At 30.7% G+C, this 16,373-nt stretch carries 17 protein-coding genes; 9 read left to right on the top strand and 8 right to left on the bottom strand.

Going from position 1 to position 16,373, the window contains the following annotated elements; genetic code table 11:
- Positions 1 to 428: 428 nt before the first annotated feature.
- Positions 429 to 602 (bottom strand): hypothetical protein, encoded by a 174-nt coding sequence (locus P2G10_RS08015; RefSeq protein WP_218772764.1) that lies wholly within the window; start codon positions 600 to 602, stop codon positions 429 to 431.
- A gap of 146 nt (positions 603 to 748) precedes the next feature.
- On the opposite strand from P2G10_RS08015, the gene fumC reads away from it, so the two are divergent.
- The gene (fumC, locus tag P2G10_RS08020) at positions 749 to 2,149 is read left to right on the top strand and encodes a class II fumarate hydratase (RefSeq protein WP_275316032.1); all 1,401 of its coding nucleotides are present in this window, start codon (positions 749 to 751) and stop codon (positions 2,147 to 2,149) included.
- Positions 2,150 to 2,220: 71 nt separating this feature from the next.
- Here fumC and P2G10_RS08025 read toward each other — a convergent pair whose 3' ends face one another.
- The gene (locus P2G10_RS08025; RefSeq protein WP_275316033.1) at positions 2,221 to 3,720 is read right to left on the bottom strand and encodes a hypothetical protein; all 1,500 of its coding nucleotides are present in this window, start codon (positions 3,718 to 3,720) and stop codon (positions 2,221 to 2,223) included.
- A 216-nt stretch (positions 3,721 to 3,936) separates the two neighbouring features.
- On the opposite strand from P2G10_RS08025, the gene P2G10_RS08030 reads away from it, so the two are divergent.
- A complete protein-coding gene (locus tag P2G10_RS08030; RefSeq protein WP_275316034.1) occupies positions 3,937 to 4,410 on the top strand; it encodes a nucleoside deaminase in 474 nt (157 codons plus the stop codon).
- Between the two features lie 122 nt (positions 4,411 to 4,532).
- The gene (locus P2G10_RS08035) at positions 4,533 to 5,816 is read left to right on the top strand and encodes an SIR2 family protein (RefSeq protein WP_275316035.1); all 1,284 of its coding nucleotides are present in this window, start codon (positions 4,533 to 4,535) and stop codon (positions 5,814 to 5,816) included.
- Between the two features lie 96 nt (positions 5,817 to 5,912).
- On the opposite strand, the gene lgt is transcribed toward P2G10_RS08035, so the two are convergent.
- From lgt to P2G10_RS08065, 6 genes are all read right to left on the bottom strand, one after another.
- Positions 5,913 to 6,761: a prolipoprotein diacylglyceryl transferase gene (gene lgt / locus P2G10_RS08040; RefSeq protein ID WP_275316036.1), complete on the bottom strand. Its 849-nt coding sequence runs from the start codon at positions 6,759 to 6,761 to the stop codon at positions 5,913 to 5,915.
- Between the two features lie 143 nt (positions 6,762 to 6,904).
- Complete coding sequence (gene yidD, locus P2G10_RS08045) at positions 6,905 to 7,138, bottom strand: membrane protein insertion efficiency factor YidD (protein ID WP_068705109.1); 234 nt, start codon at positions 7,136 to 7,138, stop codon at positions 6,905 to 6,907.
- Entirely contained in the window at positions 7,139 to 8,620 is a 1,482-nt protein-coding gene (gene cysS / locus P2G10_RS08050) for a cysteine--tRNA ligase (RefSeq protein WP_275316037.1), read from the bottom strand.
- Positions 8,621 to 8,713: 93 nt separating this feature from the next.
- The gene (locus P2G10_RS08055) at positions 8,714 to 10,231 is read right to left on the bottom strand and encodes a hypothetical protein (protein ID WP_275316038.1); all 1,518 of its coding nucleotides are present in this window, start codon (positions 10,229 to 10,231) and stop codon (positions 8,714 to 8,716) included.
- Entirely contained in the window at positions 10,212 to 10,766 is a 555-nt protein-coding gene (locus P2G10_RS08060; RefSeq protein WP_275316039.1) for a hypothetical protein, read from the bottom strand. Before P2G10_RS08060 ends, P2G10_RS08055 begins: the two co-directional genes overlap by 20 nt.
- Positions 10,759 to 11,307 (bottom strand): RNA polymerase sigma factor, encoded by a 549-nt coding sequence (locus P2G10_RS08065; protein WP_275316040.1) that lies wholly within the window; start codon positions 11,305 to 11,307, stop codon positions 10,759 to 10,761. Before P2G10_RS08065 ends, P2G10_RS08060 begins: the two co-directional genes overlap by 8 nt.
- A gap of 100 nt (positions 11,308 to 11,407) precedes the next feature.
- Between P2G10_RS08065 and meaB the strand changes: the two genes are divergently transcribed.
- From meaB to P2G10_RS08095, 6 genes are all read left to right on the top strand, one after another.
- On the top strand, positions 11,408 to 12,493 hold the full coding sequence (gene meaB, locus P2G10_RS08070) for a methylmalonyl Co-A mutase-associated GTPase MeaB (RefSeq protein WP_275316041.1): 1,086 nt from the start codon (positions 11,408 to 11,410) through the stop codon (positions 12,491 to 12,493).
- Between the two features lie 41 nt (positions 12,494 to 12,534).
- Entirely contained in the window at positions 12,535 to 12,876 is a 342-nt protein-coding gene (locus P2G10_RS08075) for a tRNA-binding protein (protein ID WP_275316042.1), read from the top strand.
- A 56-nt stretch (positions 12,877 to 12,932) separates the two neighbouring features.
- Positions 12,933 to 13,352, top strand: a complete 420-nt coding sequence (locus tag P2G10_RS08080; protein WP_275316043.1) for a hypothetical protein — start codon at positions 12,933 to 12,935, stop codon at positions 13,350 to 13,352.
- A 102-nt stretch (positions 13,353 to 13,454) separates the two neighbouring features.
- Positions 13,455 to 14,687: an imidazolonepropionase gene (gene hutI, locus P2G10_RS08085; protein ID WP_275316044.1), complete on the top strand. Its 1,233-nt coding sequence runs from the start codon at positions 13,455 to 13,457 to the stop codon at positions 14,685 to 14,687.
- A 1-nt stretch (position 14,688) separates the two neighbouring features.
- Complete coding sequence (locus P2G10_RS08090; protein ID WP_275316045.1) at positions 14,689 to 15,246, top strand: hypothetical protein; 558 nt, start codon at positions 14,689 to 14,691, stop codon at positions 15,244 to 15,246.
- Positions 15,247 to 15,338: 92 nt separating this feature from the next.
- The gene (locus tag P2G10_RS08095) at positions 15,339 to 16,346 is read left to right on the top strand and encodes a formimidoylglutamase (protein WP_275316046.1); all 1,008 of its coding nucleotides are present in this window, start codon (positions 15,339 to 15,341) and stop codon (positions 16,344 to 16,346) included.
- The last annotated feature ends 27 nt before the right edge of the window (positions 16,347 to 16,373 follow it).

The following is a 16,373-nucleotide window of genomic DNA, read 5'->3' on the forward strand; positions in this document are numbered from 1 at the left end:
TAAAAAATACACACGCGTTAAGGATTGCAGTGGCATCCTTTTTTAAAGCTTAATATATATCCGTCATTGCGAGGAACGAAGCAATCTCTTCCTCATAAAAAGTACACGCGTTAAGGATTGCAGTGGCATCCTTTTTTAAAGCTTAATAAATATGCGTCATTGCGAGGAACGAAGCAATCTCTTCCACATAAAAAATACACACGCGTTAAGGATTGCAGTGGCATCCTTTTTTAAAGCTTAATATATATCCGTCATTGCGAGGAACGAAGCAATCTCATCAAATTCTTAGACTGCCATAGTTAATTAAAAAGTAAACCTCGTTTTTTGTAACTATAAAAAAGATATAACGAAAAGCCTGTTTAAACGCCCATAAACAAAAAAAGCTCGTTCAAATACATGAACGAGCTTATTTTATATCAATTTAAAAACTACTTACCTTCTGCAGCTTTTTTAGCTTCTCTCTTTAACTTTATATTTTCCCAGATTGTTCCACCAATCCAATAAGGAACTACAAATGTTAATAAGAAAATTAACAACCAAAATCCGGTTGTAAAAATAAACATGAATAATACCAATCCTGAAAATTCTGAAAAATCTAACATTTGTTTCCTATTAATAATTGTTGTGCGACAAAATTATAACTATTTTTCTTTGAAAGCAATAAAATCTGATAAAAATCACCTACTAAAACTATTAGAATTTGTAATTTTGACTATCGTTAATTTATATTCTTTTAAATCATTTTAAAATGACAAAGTACAGAATCGAAAAAGACACAATGGGAAATGTTGAAGTTCCTGCTGATAAATATTGGGGAGCACAAACAGAACGCTCTCGTAACAACTTTAAAATAGGTGCTGCTGGCTCTATGCCATTAGAAATAGTATATGGTTTTGCTTATCTTAAAAAAGCTGCTGCCTATACAAATGCAGAATTAGGTGTTTTAACTGATGAAAAAAGAGATTTAATTGCACAAGTTTGTGACGAAATCTTAACAGGTAAACACGACAATCAATTTCCGTTAGTAATCTGGCAAACAGGTTCTGGTACGCAATCTAACATGAACTGTAACGAGGTAATCGCTAACAGGGCTCATGAAATTGCTGGAAAAATAATTGGTGAAGGCGAAAAAACTATTCAACCAAATGATGATGTAAACAAATCACAATCATCAAACGACACCTTTCCTACAGGTATGCACATTGCTGCTTACAAGAAAATTGTAGAAGTAACCATTCCTGGTGTAGAGCAATTACGTGATACTTTACAAGCAAAATCAGAAGCTTTTAAGGATGTTGTAAAAATTGGACGTACGCACTTAATGGATGCTACTCCCCTAACCTTAGGGCAAGAATTTTCTGGTTATGTTGCACAATTAAACTTTGGTTTAAAAGCATTAAGAAACTCTTTAGAGCATTTATCGCAATTGGCTTTAGGAGGAACTGCAGTAGGAACGGGTTTAAACACACCTGCTGGTTACGACGTATTAGTGGCAAAATATATTGCTGAATTTACAGGTTTACCTTTTATTACTGCTGAAAATAAATTTGAAGCTTTAGCTGCTCATGATGCATTTGTTGAAACACACGGATCTTTAAAGCAATTAGCGGTTTCTATTAATAAAATAGCAAACGATATTCGTATGATGGCTTCAGGGCCACGTTCTGGAATTGGTGAATTAATTATTCCTGCAAACGAACCAGGTTCTTCTATTATGCCAGGAAAAGTAAATCCAACCCAAGCAGAAGCAATCACAATGGTTTGTGCACAAGTTATGGGTAACGATGTTGCTGTAACTGTTGGTGGTACGCAAGGACATTACGAATTAAATGTATTTAAACCAATGATGGCAGCTAACGTATTACAGTCTGCTCAGTTAATTGGAGATGCTTGTGTATCTTTCGATGTAAATTGTGCTGCTGGTATTGAACCAAATCACGATAGAATTACAGAGTTGGTAAACAATTCTTTAATGCTAGTTACTGCTTTAAATACTAAAATAGGATATTATAAAGCTGCAGAAATTGCAAACACAGCACACGCAAATGGTACAACTTTAAAAGTTGAAGCAGTACGTTTAGGCTATGTAACACCTGAAGAATATGATGAATGGGTAAAACCTGAAAACATGACTGGTGGATTAAAATAAAAACTTACTTTTGTAATCATAAAAAAACCGAAACCTAACAGTTTCGGTTTTTTTATAGTTAATTTTTTAAATTAATTCAGCCTATTATTTATAAATTCTTGTACTTCTTGCTTCGCTTTTAACATTTCTACTTCATCATGTGTTTTTCCTTCAGCTCTCTTTATATAAGCATCAAATGCATGACTTATATATATTGGCGACTTATTATTTGTATAACTCACAGCATTATGGCAGCTAAAACAATTTGCTAAATTATCTACTTTAATGCTTTTAAGACTACTATTAAATGTTTGCGTAAAAGTTTCCATAGTTACATTTGCATTATTTAAAGAACCTCTTGCTGATGAACCTGGAGTTGCATTACCTATTGCCCCTCCTAAGTCAACTAACAATTGTGATTGAGCTTGTGTATTCAAACCATCAGTATCTACCCAAATAGAGCCGTTATAGAAATAATTACCCCAAACGTCGTTTAAGCTCTTTTTAACACATGTGTTTATATTTTTAATATTTTTAAAATTAATAGGTTCTTGTTGGCAAGTTTTCATAAAGTTACCTTCACTATCTCTTGGTACACCGTATTTAAATAAATCGTATGCTTTATACAATTTTGATGGCTGTTGTGTAATTGTATCCCAATAAATACCTCCAATACCAGTAGTGTTTCCTTTTGCAAATAATAGTTTATCTGAAGAAGAACTTGCTTCATTATCTTTTCTATTATAAAACGGAGCTAAATCATCTTGTTCGAAAGTTGCCCAAATAAATTCCGGGTGATTTTCTACCACGCCAACAACATGCATTCCTAACAAAGCAACTTCTGTATTAACAAAATTTCCTTTGCCGTCATCAACAGCTCCTACCGTAGTAAAATAATTGACACGTTTATTTTTAGGAATGGCTGTTACTGTAGTCCATGAAACTTTTAACTCTAAGGAACCTACAGGAAAAGATGCTAAGTTATCTTTCGCCAACGAACCATTTAAAATTGAGTCTTTAAATTTTTCTGCAGCTATTTTAAACGTTGGTGAAATATGGATTGAATAAAATACTGTTTCCTCTTTATTATTTACAGGATTATATGCTGGATTAGTTCTTAAAATACCCGAAGAACCTGCTTGTGCTGTATCTTCTAAAACTACGGATGCTCCTGGAATTGACTTTACACTTCCTAAATGAGAGTCTACCTGATGCATTTTTTTGGGATTTAAAAACAGTGGTAATGTTTCCCCTATATATAAAGGCACATCTTTTCCATCTACTTTAACCAAAAGTTTTTCTATTTGATATTCTGGCTTTGTCAACCATAAAAATTTTTGCCAAGACCATTGATGAAAAATAGCATTGGTACTCGTATCTACATCAAACGGGCTTCCTTTTCCTTCTTCTGGTGCAGGAGTTTGTGAATGTGGAAACCAATCGCTTTCACATAAGTTTTCTAATACAATTTTATTATAAGCAACAGCTGTTGCTTTTTTTTCTGATTCTTGTTTTTTCTTATCACAAGAATTTAAAAACACTATACTTAGTAAGAGTAACGTTTTTAAAGTAAATTTAAATGATTTCTTCATGGTTTGATAGTTTTTAATAATATCTTAACAAAGTTATCATCTTAAATAAAGCCATTCAAAAAAAATGTCATGACAGCCTATTCTAGAGTCATATAAAAGTAAATATTAATCACAAGCGTTTATAACAATCATTATTCTTAATAATTTTTAATTTATTTAACGAACCACACAAAAGAAAAACCTAATTTTGTAATCCTTTTTTTAAAAATAAAATAGATGAACAAACACGAAGAATATATGAGTGAAGCTGTAAAAGCAGCTTTAAAAGGAATGAGTAATAACGAAGGCGGACCATTTGGTTGTATCGTTGTAAAAGACGGAGAAATTGTTGGTCGTGGTAATAATAAAGTTACTTCTACAAACGATCCTACAGCACATGCTGAAGTTACCGCTATTAGAGATGCCTGTAAAAATTTAGGTTCTTTTCAATTAGATGGTTGTATCGTATATACTTCTTGCGAACCTTGCCCTATGTGTTTAGGTGCAATTTATTGGGCTAGACCAGATAAGGTATACTACGGAAGTAACCAACAAGATGCTGCTAATATTGGTTTTGATGACGAATTTATTTATAAAGAAATTCCGTTACCATACGAAGAACGTAACATTCCGTTTGAACAAGTAGGAAGAAAAATTGCCTTAGAGCCTTTTGAAAAATGGAGCGAAAAGAATGACAAAATAGAATACTAGAAATAAAAAATCCCAAACTAATCTTTGGGATTTTTTTATGGGCTAAGTGTAAACTTGCTTCTCTACTTATTATGCATTAAATTTCGCTAACGTTATATCATTACAATTAGCTTTATCATAAAATGAAAAAAAATAAAGAAATATTCCTATTTGGTGCAGGTGCTGCAATTGACTGGGGTGGTCCTCTTACTTCTGAACTCTCAAAATTAATTAAAAAATATTCATTTCCGATTCGAGGTTCTGAAACAACTATAACGGAATATATTAATCAAAAATTATTGGAAAATGGTTATTCTCAAACAGAAGTCAATTTCGAGACCATAATAAATGTTATTGAAGAACTAGCGATTTACTTTTCTGAATACAATCGCAAAAAACAGACTCCATCACTAATTAGATGCTTCATTAAAAATGATGATAGTATTAAAACTATATTAAATTTTGCTATAACCAATGGAAAGAGGCAACATGGTTATAAAATCCAAATTCCAGATGGAATAAACTATGATTTCTCGCACCCCTCCTATAAAGATGAAAACCCGAACCAGTTCTTTTTACTTCATTTACTATCATCAATATTAACCAATATAACTTCTAGAATATCAAATTATTCTTATCATACAAAATCACATTCTGTAATTGACACAAAATCAGATGAAAGTCAACTTTTTAAGAATTGGATGAAAGAAAATGCAAAAGAGAACACTTTAAGGCTTTATACTCTAAATTATGACAGGGTTTTCAAAGTATTATTAGATGATATTGGTATTGATTGCTTCGAAGGCTTTGATACAACTGATACAATTGAGGACATGAATGGAATTAGAGCAGATGTCCTTAGAATTACTAATGACTCTGAAAGCAACGTACATTACAACCTCCATGGTTCAATTTTCTGGAAAGTTTTACCATATGACAATGGTCAGTTACCCAACCCTGAAATTGTATTTACAGGATGCCCTGAATTACCTGATAATGACGAAATATCTAATGTAGAAATCGAAAAAGGAAAACCTGTTTACCTAACAAACATTATTACTGGTTATCAAAAGGCCCAAAAATCAATGGTTACTCCATTCAAGCAACTACATTCTTCATTTGACCGCGATTGCTTGAACGGTAATAAAATTTACATAATAGGTTACTCATTTGGAGACGAACACCTTAACGAATGTCTAAAGATTGCTTTAAGGTATAACCAAAAACTTAAAGTTGAAATTGTAAGCCCTAATTTTATCAAAGATAAAATAAAAGAAAAATTGATTTTAACTCTTTTTCAGTATTTGGATATGTCTCAATACAATGAGAAAAAAATATCTGAAAATAAATATAGTTATTTCAATGATAAAATTTTAGTATACACATTGAAGTTTAATGAGTATTTAAAACTTAAAAAAATCAACTGATAAGCTTACAAGTAATATACCTCTTTAAATCAAAAAAAATATAAATAAAAAAGCTCCAAGTTTAAACTTGGAGCTTTTTTGTATCTAAAATCTAACTTATTTCGTTTTTCTAAACATCAACCAAAAACCTATTAAAACAAGCGGTATACTTAATACCTGCCCTGTGTTTAATGAGTTAAATACCCAGTCTTCTCTTCCATCTACTTGTGCTTTCTTTAAAAATTCTATAAAGAAACGTAACGACCACAAAACCACCATAAACAATCCGAATAAAAACCCTGATTGGTTCTTCTTATCTGTTTTCCAATAGAAATGCCACAATGCAAAAAACAATGCTAAATAACTAAATGCTTCATATAATTGTGTTGGATGACACGGCACGGTTTCTCCAGCTCTTTTAAAAATAACTCCGAAACTGCTTCCTGTTGGTTTTCCATAGATCTCTGAATTAAAAAAGTTTCCTAAACGGATAAAAAATCCTGCTAAGGCAACAATAATACCTACTCTATCTAAAATAAATAACCATGGTTTATTTAAATGTTTTTTTGCATAAAAATATAATGCTAAAGGAATACCAATTGCTGCTCCGTGACTTGCAAAACCAGTAAATCCTGTAAATTTCCATCCTTCAATAAATCCGAACAACGTACTATTTACACTTTCTTTTATTGGTAAAAATATTTCTAATAAATGATTCTGGTAATAATCCCAGCTATAAAAGAAAACATCTCCTAAACGCATTCCTACTAACATAGAAATGAATACATACATAAATAAAGGATCTAGTTTTTCAACAGGAATTTTATCATTTATATAAATTTTCTTCATTAAACGAAGTCCCAATACAAAGGCTGCGATAAACATTAAACTGTACCAACGAATACCTAGACTACCAATTTTTATAATTTCAGGATCTAAATCCCATACTATAGATAAAAAATTCATTTATTATTATTATTATTATATGTCAGGTCGAGCGCAGTCGAGACCTATTTATTAATATATTCTTACTAAAACCTCTTGTAAACTACGTTTCTTTTTTCAACAAAAAATATTTTTATTAAAAATAATACTCGAGGTAACAATTATTATTTCTTTTTTTCAGGCACTGGATCGTAACCACTTCCACCCCATGGATGACAACTAAAGATTCTTTTTGTTGCCAACCAACCGCCATAAAACAATCCGTGTTTTTGCAATGCTTCAATTGTGTAACTAGAGCATGTTGGTGAATACCTACATGTTGCTGGTGTAAATGGTGAAATGGCTGTTTGATAAAATCGCACCAATAGTATAAACGGATATGTGAGTATTTTTTTCAATTAATTAACAGAAAAACTCGTTCCTTCTTTTCCGTCTTTTAGCTGAATTCCTAATACTAATAATCTATCGCGAATTTCATCAGAAAGTGCCCAATTTTTATCTTCTCGTGCTTCTTTTCGCATTTGAATAAGCATCTCTACTACTCCGCTTAATTTATCAGAATTATTTCCTTCAGAAACTTCGTTCATCAATCCTAAAACATCAAAAACAAACGCTTTCATTGTTGCTATTAAATCCTCTAAATCACCCGAAGTTAAACTAGCGTTTTGTTCTTTTATCTGATTTACAATTTTAACGGCTTCAAATAAATGAGAAATTAATACAGGTGTATTAAAATCGTCGTTCATGGCTGCATAACATTCTGTCTTCCATTTCTGAACATCGAAAGTTGAAGTGTTTCCTGCTTCAATCTTATCTAAGTAATTTACAGCATCCATTAATTTGGTATGTCCTTTTTCTGATGCTTCTAAAGCTTCGCCAGAAAAATCAAGAATACTTCTGTAGTTCGCTTGCATATTAAAGAAACGTACCACACTTGCTGAAAATGCTTTTGGTAATATTTCATTTTCCCCAGATAAAATCTCGTTTGGTAAAATAAAATTACCTGTTGATTTTGCCATTTTCTGGCTATTTAACAACAACATATTGGTATGCATCCAGTAATTTACTGGAGTGACACCACTACAAGTTTGTGATTGTGCTATTTCACATTCGTGATGTGGAAATTTTAAATCCATTCCTCCACCATGAATATCAAATTGCTCTCCTAAGTATTTTGTACTCATTACCGAACATTCTAAATGCCAACCAGGAAAACCATCACTCCAAGGAGAAGGCCAACGCATAATATGGCGCTCATCGGCTTTTTTCCAAAGGGCAAAATCTTGTGGGTTTTTCTTATCCGACTGTCCGTCTAAGGTTCTTGTATTATGAATAGCATCTTCTATTTTTCTACCAGAAAGGATTCCGTAATTACCAGTTTCGTTGTACTTTAAAACATCAAAATACACTGATCCGTTTACTTCGTACGCCAACCCTTTTTCCATGATTTCTTTAATCATTTCAATTTGTTCAACAATATGACCTGTTGCCGTAGGCTCGATACTTGGCGGTAAAAAATTGTAATTTTTTAAAACATCATGAAAGTCTACAGTATACTTCTGCACCACTTCCATTGGTTCGATTTCTTCTAAACGTGCTTTTTTAGAAATTCTATCTTCTCCTTCATCTGCATCATTTTCTAAATGCCCAGCATCGGTAATATTACGCACATAACGCACTTTATAACCTAAATGTAATAAATAACGATATACCACATCAAAAAACATAAATGTACGTACGTTTCCTAAATGGGCATTGCTATATACGGTAGGACCACAAACGTACATACCTACATATCCGTCGTTTACAGTTTTAAAAGGCTCTTTAGTTTTTGATAAAGAGTTGTATACTTTTAATTGATTTTCTTTATATAATTTCATCGAAAAAGTGGCTATTTACAGATGCTAAAGATAGGCACTTTATAAGGAATAATGAAATGGAATTTTAGTGAAGTTTTAGTTAAAATATAAAACTTATTTCAGTTTAATATCGCCGTAATTAGATACTACAATAAATTTATTAATAGACGTTGTTGATGCTCGTTTATATCTAATAAATCCCTCTGAATCTTTAGTTGCTTTATTTAACTTCCCTAACTTTTCATCAAATTCAAATTTCCCGTTTTTAGTGCTAACATCTATTGTGGTATCTATGTCTGATATATTTATTGTACTGTTTGAATAATTTAAGAAGACCATTAAGTTATTCATTTTTGAATCAATTTTATTTATCAATAATTCTCCAAATTCATTTTTTATTGAAACTTCTTCATAAACGTGATCTATAATTAATTTTGATGAATTAGTATTTAATGTAGCGTTAGCAACCGATACTATATGAGCATCGGTTACATTATTTAAAAATAATTTAGTAGTATTTAGTGAATTTATTGTTACTGGTGAATATGATATATTTAATTCACCTCCGCTTAAAACATCTGCGTTAAAAGTACCATAACTTACTTTTCCTGAAGCTTTTGTTTTTGGTAATTTCACTTTACAATGGCGTGTATTTAAATCGAAAGTTGCATTTTTAGGTACTTTTATAGTAATCTTCTTAGTGACTTTTACTTTTTTTCCGTTTACTGTAACTGCTCCTGATTTATTTAAAAAAACAAAATCTAATTTGGTGTTTTTAAGTGATTCCTGAGCTTTCCATAATGCTTCTTTAATTTCTTTCGAGTATTCTTTTTCTGATAAACGAGATTTCTGTAACATCTCTATAGCATTTTTACGAGCTTTATTTCTAGATTTCTCAGCTATAGCTCTGTGTTTACTCGACGTTTCTCTGCTTTTCAGCATCGTTAAACGACTTTTTCTCATTGTTTCTTTACTTTTTTTAATACTCTCTTTAAACTTCTTATATTTTTCACTTTTCTTAAACTTCTCCCATTCTTTTTTTGACTTTATAGTAATACCGTTAACACCATCTTTCCACTGAAAAAAATAATTCTCACCATCTTTGGCATACTTATCAAAATCGAACTCCATATAATCTAAATCAGATACTATTTCTTCAAAGTTGATTTCAGGGATTTCAATCTCCGACATATCGGGCATTTCTGGTAATTCAGGCATCTCTGGCAATACAATAACATTCGATCCATTAGTATTGTAATGATAAACGTTAGCGTTATTGTTTTTTGACGAATTAAAAAATATTATATCATCCGTATTTAAAGAATGAAAACTATTGCTTTTAGCATTAATTTGCACTTTACTTTTATTTCCTAAAGCTTCAAACTGCCAGTTTTTAAAGTACTTTTCAGCCTCAGCTTTATCTAGTCCTTCTATTTCTATAACAGCCTCTACAGAAACTTCATTTTTATTCCACGTAGTTACATTTACACCCGCATTAGATGCATTAATATTAACGATTACATCTTTATTTGTTTTAAAGTTTTCGCTAAATTTCTTATCGTATTTCTGAGCAAACACAACACTTGTTGCGAGTAATAAAAAAGTACTTATTTTAAATTGTTTGAATGTCATTTTGAATTGGATTTTTAAGTTCATTTAATTGTTTTTGCATACGTTTTAACAGCTGTAAACGCAATTGCAGGTTCCCAATCAATGCATTGATCGTATTATCGTTAATTCCTTTTTTATTGAGCTCTTCGGTTAACGATTTATATTCGTTGGTTAGCTCGCCTATTTTAGCAAAATAACCATCAAAAAAGTCTTTAGTATCATCAGTTAATTCTAACTGACTTAGTTCGTAATTTATCGTATTTATATAATACGATTCTATTGTTTTTAATTCTGGTGAAATAGTACCTAAACTAATAGTATTTGGGGTGTTATTAATTGGTGTATTTATATTTTCTGATGGATAAAATGTTATTCCTATCCCTAACAATATTACAATTGATGCCGCTGCATATAACCATTGAAATGATTTTTTTCCTGATGATTTATCATGCAATTCGTCCATCATTTTTTGTTGAAAACGTTGCCTATGATTTGTTGATAACTTTGCGTTATCTTCACTATTATTTTTTAATATTTCTCTAATATCTTTAGACATTATATACTGCTTTTAATTGTTCTTGCACTTTCTTTTTACCTCTTAACAAATGAGTTCTAGATGTTGATTCTGAAATTCCTAATATTTCGGAAATTTCACCATGATCATAACCTTCTAGCAAAAACAAGGTTAGTACTACGCTGTATTTATCTTTTAATTTTTGAATGCAGTTTATAATTTCTTGGTATGAAATAACGGTTTCCACCTCCCAATTATCATCTGCTGTTATTTTTGTAGTTTCTTCATTTATTGCAACAAACTCAAGCTTTTTCTTTTTTAACCAATCAATACTTTGATTAATTACAATACGTTTTAACCAAGCTCCGAATGCTACTTCCTCTTTATACATTTTCATATTTTTAAAAGCCTTTATAAAAGCTTCTTGCATAATATCTTCTGCTATAAATGTATCTTTTACATAACGATTTGCAACAGTAAGCATCGCTTCGCAATACAAATCATACAACTGCATTTGTGCTTTTGCATCGTTGTTTTTACACGCCTTTATAATTGATTGATGTAACTGTTTGGTCGACTTCATTATTGATTTCTTATACTAAAGACGATACTTTTTAAGCTTCGTTGCATTTTGCTGAATTTTTATTTCTAAATTTACCTTATTATTTCGTTTTTACTAAAATATGGCTAATATCAACAAATCTGCTCTTTCTGAAAAAGATGGCGTTTCTCAACCAGAAACGACCAGTAAATCTGCTGCTGAAAAAATAAAAATAAGTAGAAGAAAAAAGGCTGACACTCCTAAATATATTCGTGAAATACTAGCAGGAAGTATTCCTTTTTTAAGCAGAGCAATTACTTTGGTTGAAAGCACCAATGCAAAACATCAACAACAAGCTAATGAAATTTTAGAAGCTTGTTTACCACACTCAAACAAATCGGTAAGAATTGGTATTACGGGTGTTCCTGGAGTTGGAAAAAGTACATTTATTGAGGCTTTTGGTAAGCACTTAACTTCGTTAGGTAAAAAAGTAGCTGTTTTAGCTGTAGACCCAAGTAGCTCTATTAATAGAGGTAGTATTTTAGGTGATAAAACGAGAATGGAAGAATTGGTTACCGATAAAAATGCATTTATAAGACCTTCTCCGTCAGGAACTTCTTTAGGTGGTGTTGCTCAAAAAACACGTGAATCTATTATTTTGTGTGAAGCTGCTGGTTTTGATACTATTATTATAGAAACCGTTGGCGTTGGGCAGTCTGAAACTGCCGTACATTCTATGACCGATTTCTTTTTATTATTAAAACTTGCCGGTGCAGGTGACGAATTACAAGGTATTAAACGAGGAATTATAGAAATGGCTGATGCCATTGTTATTAATAAAGCAGATAGTGGTAACGAGAAAAATGCAAAAATTGCAAAAGTTGAGTTCAACAGAGCACTACATTTATATCCACCAAAAAATAGTGGTTGGCAACCTAAAGTTTTATTAGCAAGTGCGCTACATAATAAAGGTATTGCTGACGTTTATAAAATGATTAACGAGTATATAACCTCAGCAATTAATACTTTTTATTTTCAACAAAAAAGAAATGATCAAAATAAATACTGGTTATTAGAAACAATCAATCAACAGTTAAAAAGCAATTTTTATAACAATTCTGAAATAAAAATTTTACTAAAAGAAGAGTTTAAAAAGTTAGAAAACGGAAAAACAACGCCATTTACTGCTGCCAATAGATTACTAAATAAAAACTATGAAAACCCATAATGGGTGTTTGGTTAAAATGCTACCTGTAATAATAAATATTTATGAAAGACAATACTTTAACTTGGGATGATTTTACAAAAGTAGAAATGCGCGTAGGAACAATACTTACTGCCGATGTTTTTAAACAAGTAAAAAAACCTGCTTATAAAATGCAGATAGATTTTGGTGAATTTGGTATTAAAAAAACTTCTGCTCAAATTACAAAACTATACGATCCTAAAGAACTAATAGGCAACCAAATAGTAGCTGTTATCAATTTTCCAAAAAAACAAATTGCCAACATAATGAGTGAATGTTTGGTATTAGGTGCTGTTGGTGAGCAGCATGAAATAACGCTTATTTCTCCGGATAGAAAAATTAAAAACGGAACACGAATTGGGTAGATTTAGGTGTTTTGTATAAATTATTATAGATATTTACTTTCCATAAACTACACATTATGACAATAAACAACACTACAATTACAAAGGGATTTATTATTGCCGGATTAATGAACACAACAGTCCTTATTTTTTCGAAATTTTTCACGAATACTGTTATTAACGAAGCTGATCCGGTCGTAATGTCTAATTTCGGACTTTTAATGATACTTATTTGGGGATTGGCATATATGAGTATCGCAAAAAATTACTCCAAAGTAAAATGGTTAGTAGGTGTTTTTGCTATTGAAAAATTTATTTATGGTTGTATTTGGATAAATTGGATACTCAACAATACCATTTCTAATGTTTTTGAAAAAGACCTAATGGCAGGTGCTTTCTTTGCTATTTACGGAGTAAATGATTGGTTATTTTTCATCTTTTTTACTACCGTATTTATTCGTTTATTAAAAGAAAAAACACACCTTTTAAAAAACTAAAAACATCAAATTTTTACGGTTGTTTAAAAGTATTCTCATTTAAAAACTATAGCTTTTATTGTTTTTACCGTAAGTTTGTGTAACAAATTTCATAAAACGATAATGACAACATTATTCATAAACATCAAAGAATTAATTCAGGTTAGAGAAGCTAATATTAAGAAAGTTTCTGGAAAAGAAATGAGTATTTTACCTACTTTAAAAAATGCTTTTCTATTAATTAAAGATGATAGAATTCTGGATTTTGGTATGATGACTAATTTATCTGCTAAAGCAGACAAAACTATCGATTGCACGGGTAAAATGATTCTTCCTACTTGGTGTGACTCTCATACTCATATCGTATATGCTGGTAATAGAGAACAAGAATTTGTTGACAGAATTAACGGATTAACCTATGAGGAAATAGCTAATAATGGTGGCGGAATTTTAAATTCAGCCAAGAAACTTCAAGAAACTTCAATAGAAGATTTGTATGAGCAATCAGCAGTTCGATTAGAAGAGGTTATGAAACTTGGTACTGGCGCTGTTGAAATTAAATCAGGCTACGGATTAACTGTTAATGCTGAATTAAAAATGTTACGCGTTATTAAAAGGTTACGCGAAAACTACAACTTACCCATCAAAGCTACATTTTTAGGAGCACACGCTTTTCCAAAAGAATACAAAGATGATAAAAATGGCTACATCGATTTAATTATTAATGAAATGTTACCCAAAATAGCTAAAGAAAAATTGGCTGATTTTATAGATGCTTTTTGTGAAACTGGTTATTTCTCTGTAAAAGATACAGATAGAATTTTAGAAGCAGGTAAAAAGCACGGATTAATACCAAAAGTACACGTGAACCAGTTTACAACTATAGGCGGAGTTCAGGTAAGTGTAAAACACAATGCTTTATCTGTAGATCATTTAGAGGTTATGAGTACAGATGATATTTATGCCTTAAAAGGAACAAGTACAATGCCTGTAGCATTACCGTCTTGTTCTTATTTTTTAAGTATTCCGTACACTCCAGCTAGAGATATTATAAATGCAGGATTACCACTAGCTTTGGCAACTGATTTCAATCCAGGTTCTACACCTTCTGGTAATATGAATTTTGTAGTTGCTACTGCTTGTATTAAAATGAAAATGACACCCGAAGAAGCTATAAATGCAGCTACTATAAATGGTGCTTATGCTATGAATTTATCTGATGAAGTTGGTAGTATTACAAAAGGTAAAAAAGCTAATATTATCGTTACAAAAGAAATTTTAAGTTACGGTGCTATTCCTTACAACTTTGGTTCTGTTTTAATTGATGCGGTATTTATTAACGGTAAATCAATTTAAAATGAAAAAAGCATTATTAATATTAACATTCTTTCTACTATTAAATTGTAAAAACACTTTTATAAATGTAAAGTTTAATGAATTAGATAAAGAAATGTTAATTCTAGCTGAAGATATTTTATTAAATGATCAACTGAATTTATATCAATTAGACAAACCTGATTTTGAAAAAGAAATCGACACGGCTAGTGCACAAACGAAATTTAAATATTCTCAAAACTTCACTTTTAAAGAAAAAAACATTGGAGGTATAAGTTCTTCTACGTATACATATTCACAAGATGATATTAGTTCAATGAAATTTTACTTCAAAACTTATATCTTAGGATCAAATTTCGAAGAAAGTTCTTCAGAGTCTATAAAATATAAGAGAACATCTAAGTTTGAAATTGAATGTGATGATTATAATGTGTATGAAATTTACAATTCTAAGAATCGACTAGTTGGTTTTTCTTTTAACATATTAAAAGGAATCCAAATAATACACACATCTATCGTTTTAAATGAAAACTCAAATATTGATCAAAAAAAATTGAATAAAAAAATATTTCAGTTTTAAATTTATAAATACAATAAACGTATTATTAATTTCATCACCAAAATACGTCGAAATCATACAAAAAGTTTACTTTATTAACCACCCTAATAATTATGTTACAAATATTTTCTCAAAACAACATTAATGATTTTGTAAATCCTCGTGAAGGAGAAATAAAATTAGGGCAATCTGTACAAGTAATTTCTACTCTTGAAAACCTTAAAAAGGTTACTGCTAAATTTGTTATTATTGGCGTACCAGAAGATATTGGTGTAAAAATGAATTACGGAAAAGGTGGCGCGCATACTGCTTTTACACCAGCTTTAAAATCGTTCTTAAATACGCAAGAGAATCAATTTATTAACGGAAAAGATATTCTTGTTTTAGGCTATTTAGACTTTTTAAATGAGGTTTTAAATTTTGATAGTTCTGATAGAGAAAAAGGAGATTTGCTTGTAAAAGCTATTGATAAAGAATTATCATCTGTTATTAAGATAATTATTGAAGCTGATAAAATTCCGATTGTAATTGGTGGCGGGCATAATAACGCTTACGGAAATTTAAAAGGTTTATCCGAAGGAAAAAAACAACCTATTAATGTTATTAATTTAGATGCACATACCGATTTACGTCGTTTAGAAGAACGTCATAGCGGCAACGGATTTTCGTATGCTATAGAACATCAATATTTAGAAAAATATTTTATGTTTGGCTTACACGAAAACTACACTCCGCAATATGTTTTCGATTATATTCATAGCAACACAAACATTGATTATAATACTTATGAAGAATTACAAGTTTACAAATCAATTCCGTTTGAAAATGAGTTGTTGCGTGCTAAAAACTTTATTCAAGAAAAGTCTTTTGGTATTGAGATTGACTTAGATTGTATCCAAAATTTTCCTAGTAGTGCTATGACTCCCTCTGGATTTACATCGCAACAAACTAGAGAGTTTGTTCATCATTTTGCTAAAAATAAAAATGCAAGTTATATTCATATTTGTGAAGGTTCGCCCACTATTATTCAAGACCCTTCGGCTATAAATCAAGTTGGTAAATTTATTAGTTATTTAATTTCTGATTTTATAAAAGCAAAGCAATCGTTGCTTGTTAAATAATTAGAGTTTATTTTCTTATAATTTCTC

Origin of the sequence: Tenacibaculum bernardetii (genome assembly GCF_029125915.1) — a bacterium.
Lineage (GTDB): Bacteria > Bacteroidota > Bacteroidia > Flavobacteriales > Flavobacteriaceae > Polaribacter > Polaribacter bernardetii.

Excerpts from the sequence above, each read along its gene's own strand:
- P2G10_RS08015 (WP_218772764.1), bottom strand. The coding sequence starts at position 602 with ATGTTAGATTTTTCAGAATTTTCAGGATTGGTATTATTCATGTTTATT.
- fumC (WP_275316032.1), top strand. The coding sequence starts at position 749 with ATGACAAAGTACAGAATCGAAAAAGACACAATGGGAAATGTTGAAGTT.
- P2G10_RS08025 (WP_275316033.1), bottom strand. The coding sequence starts at position 3,720 with ATGAAGAAATCATTTAAATTTACTTTAAAAACGTTACTCTTACTAAGT.
- P2G10_RS08030 (WP_275316034.1), top strand. The coding sequence starts at position 3,937 with ATGAACAAACACGAAGAATATATGAGTGAAGCTGTAAAAGCAGCTTTA.
- P2G10_RS08035 (WP_275316035.1), top strand. The coding sequence starts at position 4,533 with ATGAAAAAAAATAAAGAAATATTCCTATTTGGTGCAGGTGCTGCAATT.
- lgt (WP_275316036.1), bottom strand. The coding sequence starts at position 6,761 with ATGAATTTTTTATCTATAGTATGGGATTTAGATCCTGAAATTATAAAA.
- cysS (WP_275316037.1), bottom strand. The coding sequence starts at position 8,620 with ATGAAATTATATAAAGAAAATCAATTAAAAGTATACAACTCTTTATCA.
- P2G10_RS08055 (WP_275316038.1), bottom strand. The coding sequence starts at position 10,231 with ATGACATTCAAACAATTTAAAATAAGTACTTTTTTATTACTCGCAACA.
- P2G10_RS08060 (WP_275316039.1), bottom strand. The coding sequence starts at position 10,766 with ATGTCTAAAGATATTAGAGAAATATTAAAAAATAATAGTGAAGATAAC.
- P2G10_RS08065 (WP_275316040.1), bottom strand. The coding sequence starts at position 11,307 with ATGAAGTCGACCAAACAGTTACATCAATCAATTATAAAGGCGTGTAAA.
- meaB (WP_275316041.1), top strand. The coding sequence starts at position 11,408 with ATGGCTAATATCAACAAATCTGCTCTTTCTGAAAAAGATGGCGTTTCT.
- P2G10_RS08075 (WP_275316042.1), top strand. The coding sequence starts at position 12,535 with ATGAAAGACAATACTTTAACTTGGGATGATTTTACAAAAGTAGAAATG.
- P2G10_RS08080 (WP_275316043.1), top strand. The coding sequence starts at position 12,933 with ATGACAATAAACAACACTACAATTACAAAGGGATTTATTATTGCCGGA.
- hutI (WP_275316044.1), top strand. The coding sequence starts at position 13,455 with ATGACAACATTATTCATAAACATCAAAGAATTAATTCAGGTTAGAGAA.
- P2G10_RS08090 (WP_275316045.1), top strand. The coding sequence starts at position 14,689 with ATGAAAAAAGCATTATTAATATTAACATTCTTTCTACTATTAAATTGT.
- P2G10_RS08095 (WP_275316046.1), top strand. The coding sequence starts at position 15,339 with ATGTTACAAATATTTTCTCAAAACAACATTAATGATTTTGTAAATCCT.